The 8,737-nt window shown below is 68.8% G+C and carries 6 protein-coding genes and 1 pseudogene; 4 read left to right on the top strand and 3 right to left on the bottom strand.

The window, feature by feature from the left end; all coding sequences use genetic code 11:
* The first annotated feature begins 125 nt into the window (after nucleotides 1-125).
* From ACMUOO_RS15280 to murJ, 3 genes are read left to right on the top strand one after another with little or no spacing between them, the layout of a single operon-like run.
* Nucleotides 126-1,298 carry a penicillin-binding protein activator gene (locus tag ACMUOO_RS15280; protein WP_301920580.1) on the top strand — a complete coding sequence of 391 codons (1,173 nt, stop codon included), beginning with the start codon at nucleotides 126-128 and terminating at the stop codon, nucleotides 1,296-1,298.
* Entirely contained in the window at nucleotides 1,258-4,077 is a 2,820-nt protein-coding gene (locus ACMUOO_RS15285; RefSeq protein WP_301920581.1) for a [protein-PII] uridylyltransferase, read from the top strand. Before ACMUOO_RS15280 ends, ACMUOO_RS15285 begins: the two co-directional genes overlap by 41 nt.
* The gene (gene murJ / locus ACMUOO_RS15290) at nucleotides 4,074-5,618 is read left to right on the top strand and encodes a murein biosynthesis integral membrane protein MurJ (protein WP_301920582.1); all 1,545 of its coding nucleotides are present in this window, start codon (nucleotides 4,074-4,076) and stop codon (nucleotides 5,616-5,618) included. Before ACMUOO_RS15285 ends, murJ begins: the two co-directional genes overlap by 4 nt.
* On the opposite strand, the gene ACMUOO_RS15295 is transcribed toward murJ, so the two are convergent.
* A complete protein-coding gene (locus ACMUOO_RS15295) occupies nucleotides 5,609-6,268 on the bottom strand; it encodes a rhomboid family intramembrane serine protease (RefSeq protein WP_301920583.1) in 660 nt (219 codons plus the stop codon). The two genes, murJ and ACMUOO_RS15295, sit on opposite strands and share 10 nt — an antisense overlap.
* A gap of 113 nt (nucleotides 6,269-6,381) precedes the next feature.
* Here ACMUOO_RS15295 and trpS point away from each other — a divergent pair, with 113 nt between their 5' ends.
* Complete coding sequence (gene trpS / locus ACMUOO_RS15300) at nucleotides 6,382-7,413, top strand: tryptophan--tRNA ligase (protein WP_413855691.1); 1,032 nt, start codon at nucleotides 6,382-6,384, stop codon at nucleotides 7,411-7,413.
* Nucleotides 7,414-7,637: 224 nt separating this feature from the next.
* Here trpS and ACMUOO_RS15305 read toward each other — a convergent pair whose 3' ends face one another.
* Nucleotides 7,638-8,294: an ABC transporter ATP-binding protein gene (locus ACMUOO_RS15305; protein ID WP_301917886.1), complete on the bottom strand. Its 657-nt coding sequence runs from the start codon at nucleotides 8,292-8,294 to the stop codon at nucleotides 7,638-7,640.
* Between the two features lie 27 nt (nucleotides 8,295-8,321).
* Nucleotides 8,322-8,737, bottom strand: a pseudogene (locus ACMUOO_RS15310) (sugar transporter); the annotation flags it as partial.

Consider the following 8,737-nt stretch of genomic DNA (forward strand, 5'->3'; position numbering starts at 1 on the left):
TCCATCCGGCCGGTCACCGCCGGGCCCCCTCTCCTGCGTTTACTTCACGCGGCGGAGCGCATAGTCTCGCCGCCGTCCGGTTGCCCCCGAAATGGACCAGAGGTCCAAGCCACGAGGATCGTTTCATGTTCGCCGTTTTGAGTACCCGCCGCAAGGCGCTCGCCCGCGTCGCCCTTCTCGCCGCCACCGTCCTCGTCGCCGCCTGCGAGCCTTTGCCCTCCGGCCGGGCGCCGGCGATCGACGCCGGGGCGCCGGTTCCCGTGGCTCTCATCCTGCCGGGCGGATCGGGAAGCAGTGGCGACGAGGTCCTCGCGCGCAACCTCAAGCAGGCGGCCGATCTCGCCATTGCGGACCTTCAGGGTGTCCGGATCGACCTCAGGGTCTACAACGCCGGCTCCGACGCCGGGACCTCGGCGGCGATGGCGCGGAAGGCCGTGGACGAAGGCGCAAAGATCATCCTCGGACCGGTCTTCGCCGAAGCGGCGAACGCGGCCGGCGTCGCGGTGGCGCCTTCCGGCGTGAACGTCCTGTCGTTCTCCAACAATACCGACATCGCCGGGGGCAACGTCTTCGTGCTCGGTCCCACGTTCCAGAACACCGCCAACCGGCTTGTCCGCTACGCCGCGCGCTCCGGCAAGGGCCGCATCATGGTCGTGCACGACCAGAACCCCGCGGGCGACCTTGGCGCCCGGGCGATCTCCACCGCCGCGGCACGGTCCGGCGCGACGGTCGTCGGCACGGCGAGCTATCCCTTCTCGCAGCAGGGCGTGATCGCCGCCGCGCCGCAGATCGCCGCCGAGGCGAGGGCGGCGGGCGCGACCTCCGTCTTCTTCACCGCCGACACGGCCGGCGCGCTGCCGCTGCTGGCGCAGTTGCTGCCGGAGGCCGGGTTGAGCGGCCAGACGACGCAGTTCGTCGGCCTCACGCGCTGGGACATTCCCTCGGGCACGCTTTCGATGCCGGGCGTCCAGGGCGGCTGGTTCGCGCTGCCCGATCCGGGGCTGACGGCGCAGTTCCAGAGCCGGTTCGCGGCCGCCTATGGCGAACAGCCGCATCCGATCGCCGCGCTGGCCTACGACGGCATCGCCGCTGTCGGGGCCCTGGCGAAGAGCGGCCGGGCCGACGCCCTGAGCGCCGCCGCCCTGACCCAGGGGTCCGGCTTCGCCGGCGTCAGCGGCGTCTTCCGCCTCCTGCCGGACGGGACCAACGAACGCGGGCTCGCCGTCGCCCAGATCCAGAATGCACAGGTGGTCGTGATTGATCCTGCCCCAAGAAGCTTCTCCGGCGCGGGCTTCTGAGCCCGGGCCGGATACCGGCGCGTCGCGGACGACCTTGCCCGCGGCGATCGGCGGCCACCCGATCTTCGACAGCGACAGATTTTGCACGGGTCTCATGAGTGCCTGCGCGAAGGAGGAGGACGCGCGCGCCCGCCGCGCCCGCATCGTCGAGGCGCTGGCCGTCGCCCGGGCCGAGGCGCTGGCCGCCATCGCGGCGGAATTCGCCAGCCACCCGCGCGCGGCCTCGCTGACCGTGCGCGCCTATGCGGCACTGATGGATGCGACGGTCGAGGTCGTCTTCCGCATGGCGACGGGGCTCTTCCACCCGCTCGCCAGCCCGACCGAGGGCGAGCGCATCGCCGTGCTCGCGGTCGGGGGCTACGGCAGGGCGGAAATGGCGCCGCATTCGGACGTGGACCTTCTCTTCCTGACGCCGTGGAAGACCACGGCCTGGGCCGAGAGCGTCATCGAATCGATGCTCTACATCCTCTGGGACCTGAAGCTGAAGGTGGGCCATGCCAGCCGCACGGTGAAGGACTGCCTGAGGCTCGGGCGGGAGGATTACACGATCCGCACCGCGCTTCTTGAACGACGCTTTCTGACCGGCCATCAGCCGCTGGCGGATGACCTGCGGCGCAAGCTCCGCTCGGAGCTCTTCAAGGGCACGGAGGCGGAGTTCATCGAGGCCAAGCTGGCCGAGCGGGCGGAGCGCCACAAGCGCCAGGGTGGCCAGCGCTACGTCCTCGAGCCGAACGTGAAGGAGGGCAAGGGCGGCCTTCGCGACCTCCAGACGCTCTACTGGATCGGCAAGTACATCCACGGGGTCCGCCGGGCGGCCGACCTTGTCGAGGTTGGGCTGTTCCGGCGCGAGGAATACGCCACCTTTGCCGCGGCGGAGGATTTCCTCTGGGCGGTGCGCTGTCACCTCCACCTCATCACCGGGCGCGCCAACGACCAGTTGACCTTCGACCTCCAGGTCGAGGTCGCCTCCCGGATGGGTTATCTGGACGCCGGCGGGCGGCGCGCGGTCGAGCATTTCATGCAGGACTACTTCCGCCACGCGACCCAGGTGGGCGAGCTGACCCGTGTCTTCCTCACGGCGCTCGAAGCGCGCCATGCCAAGCGCGAGGCGATGTTCGTGGGACTTTTCCGGCGGCGTAAGAAGCTCCGCCCCGGCTACCGGCTCGACAATGGCCGGCTCAACATCGCCGACCCGACGGCGTTCCTTGCCGACAAGCTTAACCTCCTGCGGATCTTCGAGGAGGGCCTGAGGACGGGCTATCTGATCCACCCCGACGCGATGCGGCTCGTCGCGGCGAACCTCCGGCTGATCGACGAGGCCATGCGTGAGGACCCGGAGGCGGCGCGCATCTTCCTCGACCTCCTGCTCAAGCACGGCAACCCGGAACGCTCCCTGCGCCGGATGAACGAGCTTGGCGTGCTCTCGGCCTTCATCCCCGAGTTCGAGCCGATCGTGGCGATGATGCAGTTCAACGTCTACCACCACTACACGGTGGACGAGCACACGATCCAGACGATCTCCACCCTCGCCCAGATCGAGCGCAAGGAACTGATCGAGGAACTTCCCGTCTCCTCGGCAATCCTCGAATCGGGCGTGAACCGCAAGGTGCTCTACGTCGCGCTGCTCCTGCACGACATCGGCAAGGGCCGGCCCGAGGATCATTCCATCGTCGGCGCGCAGATTGCCCGGAAGGTGGCGCCGCGGCTCGGCCTTTCGCCCGAGGAATGCGAGACGGTGGAATGGCTCGTCCGTTACCACCTGACGATGTCGGACATGGCGCAGAAGCGCGACCTTTCCGACCCGCGCACCGTGCGCGACTTCGCCAAGGTGGTGAAGACCCGCAAGCGGCTCGACCTGCTGACCGTTCTCACGGTCTGCGACATCCGCGGCGTCGGACCGACGACCTGGAACAACTGGAAGGCGATGCTTCTGCGCCGGCTCCATGCCGAGACGGCACATGCGCTGGAGGGCGGGCTCGAGACCGTGAACCGCGCCAAGCGCGAGCACGAGGGCAAGCGCGCGCTGCGCGAGGCGCTGGCCGCCTGGGAGGCCAAGGACATCCGGCGCGAAGTCGCGCGCCACTACGATCCCTACTGGCAGGGGCTTTCGACCGAAACCCACGTCGTCTTCGCCAATCTCCTGCGCGACATCCCCGACGACGCGATCCGCATCGATATCAAGCCCGACCCCGACCATGATGCCACCCGCGCCTGCTTCGCGCTTGCCGACCATCCGGGCATCTTCTCGCGGCTGGCGGGTGCGCTGGCGCTCGTCGGCGCCAACGTCGTCGACGCGCGGACCTACACGTCGAAAGACGGCTACGCCACCGCGGTCTTCTGGATCCAGGACGCCGAGGGCCATCCCTACGAGGAAGAGCGGCTGCCGCGTCTCCGGTCGATGATCGAGAAGACCCTGAAGGGCGAGGTCGTGACGCGCGAGGCCCTGAAGGACCGCGACAGGATCAAGAAGCGCGAGCGCCAGTTCCAGTTCCCGACCCACATAACCTTCGACAACGAAGGCTCGGAGATCTACACGATGATCGAGGTCGATACCCGCGACCGGCCCGGCCTTCTCTACGACCTCACCCGCACCCTCGCGGCGAACAACATCTACATCGCGAGCGCGGTGATCGCGACCTACGGCGCACAGGTGGTCGACACCTTCTACGTCAAGGACATGTTCGGGCTGAAGCTGCACACGAAAGCGAAGCAGGAGAGCCTCGAGCGGAAGCTCCGCCAGGCGATCGCCGAAGGGGCGGCGCGGGCGCGCGCGGAATGAAGCCGATCCGTCTCATCCGCGGGTTCCTGACGGTCGGGGCCTGGACGCTCCTGAGCCGCGTCGCGGGATTCGCGCGCGACGTGCTGACGGCGGCCTATCTCGGCACCGGGCCGGTGGCGGAGGCCTTCCTCGTGGCCTTCACGCTCCCGAACATGTTCCGCCGCTTCTTTGCCGAGGGCGCCTTCAACACTGCCTTCGTGCCGCTCTTTTCCAAGAAGCTCGAGGCCGGCGAGGACCCGAAGGGCTTCGCCGAGGATGCGATGTCGGGCCTTGCCTTCGTCGTCCTTCTCGTCTCGGTCGTCGCCATGGTCGCGATGCCATGGCTGGTGCTCGCCATGGCGGGGGGCTTCGCGGGCGACGAGCGGCTGCCTCTGGCGGTGGAATTCGGACGCATCTGCTTTCCCTACATCCTCTTCATCTCGCTCACGGCGCTCCTCTCGGGCCTCCTGAACGCGGGGGGGCGGTTCATCGCTGCCGCCGGCGCGCCGGTGCTTCTGAACCTCATCTTCATCGCCGCCATGGTCGCGGCCGATCACCTCGGCTGGGACATGGGGCTGACGATGGCCTGGGCGACACCCGTGACCGGCCTCGCGCAGCTCGCGCTCGTCTGGATCGCGGCGGCGCGGATGGGCTTCCCGCTGCGCCTCAGGCGGCCGCGGATGACGCCGGACCTGAGGCGGCTCCTGGCCATCGCCTTCCCGGCCGTGCTCGCCGGTGGGGTGGTGCAGATCAACCTGCTCGTCGGCCGCCAGGTGGGAAGCTTCTTCGACGGCGCGATCGCCTGGCTCTCCTACGCCGACCGGCTCTACCAGCTTCCCCTCGGCGTCGTCGGCATCGCCATCGGCATCGTGCTGCTCCCGGACCTGTCGCGCCGGCTGAAGGCGGGCGACAGTTTCGGCAGCCGCTATGCCTATTCCCGCGCGACGGAGTTCGCGCTCTTCCTGACCGTGCCTGCGGGCGTGGCGCTCTGCGTCATCTCGGTGCCGCTGATCTCCGTCCTCTATGAACGCGGCGCCTTCGGCCCGGAGGACACCGGCCCGACCGCGCTCGCGCTGGCCGTCTATGGCGCGGGGCTCCCTGCCTTCGTGCTGCAGAAAGTGCTGCAGCCGCTCTATTTCGCGCGCGAGGACACGGCGACACCCTTCCGCTTCGCCGTCTGGTCGATGGTTGTGAATGCCGCCCTCGCCATCGGCCTCGCCCCGGTCATGGGCTTCGTCGCGGCCGCCCTTGGCACCACGCTCGCCGGCTGGGCGATGACGCTCCAGCTCTGGTGGGGAACGCGGGCTATGGGCGAGGCGGCGGCCTATGACGACCGGCTGCGCACCCGCCTGCCGCGCGTGATCCTCGCCTCGGCGGTCATGGGGCTTGTGCTCTGGGGGGCGAGCCAGGGTCTGTCGGAGCAGCTCTCGGCCGAGGGCCACCGCTACTGGGCGCTGGCGGCGCTGGTCCTCGCCGGCCTCGGCGTCTATGGCGCCGCCGCCTGGGGCTTCGGCGCCTTCCGCTTCGCGGACTTCCGGGGCGGGACACCCCGTCAGCGCTGACGGATCACCCGCAGGAAATGCGAGGGCCCGCCGGGCGCCACGAGGAAGGACAGGAGAAATCCCGCCCCGAACCCCGCCAGATCGGCGATCCAGTCGGGCGCGCCGCCGAAGAGCGCGCCGAAGAGAAGCTGGATCCCCAGAAGGAATCCGATCAGAGAGAATGCCCGGCCCCGGTGCGCATGGGCCGCCCCGAGCCGCGCCCAGAGGATGAAGGTGAAGGCGCCGATGAGGCCATAGGCGCCGGGATAGGCGCCGTAGAGCGCGATCCGGAGTCCGGGGACGACGGAATAGGCCAGCCCCCCGGCGACCACCGCGCCGAGGAAGACGACCGCGACCGCCCAGCCGCGGAAGACTTCGCCCACGAACTTGCCGAGCGCGAGGACGAAGACCGCGGCGAAGATCGCATGCGTCAGGTTGCCATGGACGAAGGCGTAGCTGACGAAGCGCATCAGGTAGTCAGGGCTTGCCTGCCCCGCTGCCCACATCTGGTCGAGCATCAGCGGCGACAGCGCGAAGCGCTGCAGGGCCTCCGCCCGCCATCCGATGCCGCCCTGCCCGCCGGCGAGCCCGAGGGAGCCGGCGCTGAGCACCACCTCCATCGCCACGATCGGCAGGAGGATCAGCCATACCACGGGGGGCAGCGGGTTCACGGGCGCCTCATCGAAGCCTGGCCGCATAGGGCTCTCCATGTTGACGGGACTCCCGCCCTGCGATACGCGAGCGGCACGACAAAATCCAGACGCTGACAGCCAGAGGACCGGCCATGACCGATGCGGCCAACGCAGGCTTCACTCCGCGGATATTCTCGGGCATCCAGCCCTCGGGGGGGCTGACGCTCGGCAATTACCTCGGTGCGCTGAAGCGCTTCGTGGAAAAGCAGGACGAGGGGATCGAGACAGTCTACTGCCTCGTCGATCTCCATGCGATCACCGTCTGGCAGGATCCCGACCGACTCAAGGCGCAGACGCGCGAGGCGGCGGCGGGTTTCATCGCCGCGGGCATCGACCCCCTGCGCTCGATCCTCTTCAACCAGTCCCAGGTCCCTGGCCACGCCGAGCTCGGCTGGATCCTCAACTGCGTCGCCCGGCTTGGCTGGATGAACCGGATGACCCAGTTCAAGGACAAGGCCGGCAAGAACGCCGAGGCGGCGAGCCTGGGGCTTTACGCCTATCCGGCGCTGATGGCGGCCGACATCCTCCTCTACCACGCCACGATGGTGCCGGTGGGCGAGGACCAGAAGCAGCATGTGGAGCTGACGCGCGACATCGCGGCCAAGTTCAACCACGACTTCAAGGTCGATTTCTTCCCCCTGCCCGAGCCGGTGATCGAGGGCGCCGCGACCCGCGTCATGTCCCTGCGCGACGGCACGAAGAAGATGTCGAAATCCGATCCCTCGGACGCGAGCCGGATCAACCTGACCGACGATGCCGATGCCATCGCCCAGAAGATCCGCAAGGCCAGGACGGATGCGGAACCCCTGCCCGAGACGCTCGCCGAACTGAAGGACCGGCCGGAGGCGCGCAACCTCGTGAACATCTACGCGGCCCTCGCCGGCGAGGCGCCGGAAACCGTGCTCGAACGCTTCGCCGGGCACGGCTTCGGTGCCTTCAAGCCCGCGCTCGCCGAGCTTGCGGTGGCGACGCTCTCGCCCATCTCGACCGAGATGAAGCGGCTCCTGGCCGATCCGGCCGAGATCGACCGTATCCTCGGCCAGGGCGCCGAGCGGGCCGACGCGCTGGCCCGGCCGATCCTCGCCCGGACCCAGGACATCGTCGGCATGATCCGCTCGCGGTGAGGCTGAACCCGGTGGCGCCGTCTTCGTGACCCCGTCACGGAAAGGATTCAAACCCCGGGCAGGCTGACCCCGCCCTGCGGAATCGCCATTCGCCGCCGTCCCGTCGGCCGGCGCGTGTCACGGGCGGTCCCGACGGTCGCTCCCCCGGCCGTCCGACTCCCCCCGGGGCTCGCCCTCGGGGGGATTTCTTCGGGCCCATCAGCGGTCGCGCAGCCCGCCCGCACTCAGGCCAGATTGCCTTCGTGGCAGGAGATAGCCTCTTCGATGTCGTCGAAGTAGAGCGCCCGGCCGCCATCGAGCACGAGCCCGCTCGTGCAGTACTCCCGCAATGTGGGGTTGGCGTGGGACACCATGATGAGGCCCGAATCCTTGAGCCGGCTGTTGAAAACCGCGAGCGATTTCTTGCGGAATGCCGCATCGCCGACCGCGGTGATCTCGTCCACCAGATACCAGTCGAACGCGAGTCCCATCGAGAGCCCAAACGCCAGCCGCGCCCGCATCCCCGCCGAATAGGACCGCACCGGCATCCGCATGAACTCGCCCAGCTCGGCGAAGTTCGACACATAGTCGACGAGAGCGTCGGAATCGACACCGTATATTCGCGCCACGAACCGCGTGTTCTGGGTGCCTGTCAGATCGACGGCAAAGCTGCCGGCAAAGCCCAGCGGCCAGGACACGGTCCCCTCGCGGCGGATCTCGCCGCCGTTCAGCTTGACGGTCCCGGCGATCATGCCGATGAGCGAACTCTTGCCCGCGCCGTTGCGCCCGAGCAGGCCGACCTTGGCTCCGTGCGGCAGCCGCAGGCTCAGACCATCCAGCAGGACTTTCCGCCCGCCGCCGCGGGTCGCGTAGTGCTTCACGACATTGTGGAACTCGATCATTACCGACGTGCGTCCGCCCTGCCCAGGTCAGCGTGAATCACGGATGTTGTAATAGACGATCATGGCGATGCCCCAGGCCATCGCCAGGAAGGCGGCGGCCAGTCCGATCAGCATCCAGCGCTGCGGATAGAGCGATTCCTCTGCCAGCGTCGGCGGGATATGGACCGCGAGATACCGCGCCTGACGGCGCCCCTCGGCGCGGGCCAGCGCGAGGTTGGTCAGCGCCTGCGTGTAGGCGGCGGCGGCGAACTCCAGGTCGGTGCGCAGTCCCTCGTACTCGCCGACGACATCGGCGATGTTCACACCTTCGCCGCCGATGCCGAGGTTGGTGCGTTCCTCTGCGATCCGGGCGGTGATGGCATCGATCCGTCGGGTGGCCTGCATGACGCGCTGGTCATCCTCGCTGACGTAGGTCAGCAGCATGTCGCGCTCCACGAGCGCCT

The sequence above is a fragment of the Albidovulum sp. genome (assembly GCF_041919395.1).
Classification (GTDB): Bacteria; Pseudomonadota; Alphaproteobacteria; order Rhodobacterales; family Rhodobacteraceae; genus Albidovulum.

Bases quoted from the DNA above. Each gene is read 5' to 3' on its own strand.
- ACMUOO_RS15280 (WP_301920580.1), top strand. From the start codon at position 126: ATGTTCGCCGTTTTGAGTACCCGCCGCAAGGCGCTCGCCCGCGTCGCC.
- murJ (WP_301920582.1), top strand. From the start codon at position 4,074: ATGAAGCCGATCCGTCTCATCCGCGGGTTCCTGACGGTCGGGGCCTGG.
- trpS (WP_413855691.1), top strand. From the start codon at position 6,382: ATGACCGATGCGGCCAACGCAGGCTTCACTCCGCGGATATTCTCGGGC.
- ACMUOO_RS15305 (WP_301917886.1), bottom strand. From the start codon at position 8,294: ATGATCGAGTTCCACAATGTCGTGAAGCACTACGCGACCCGCGGCGGC.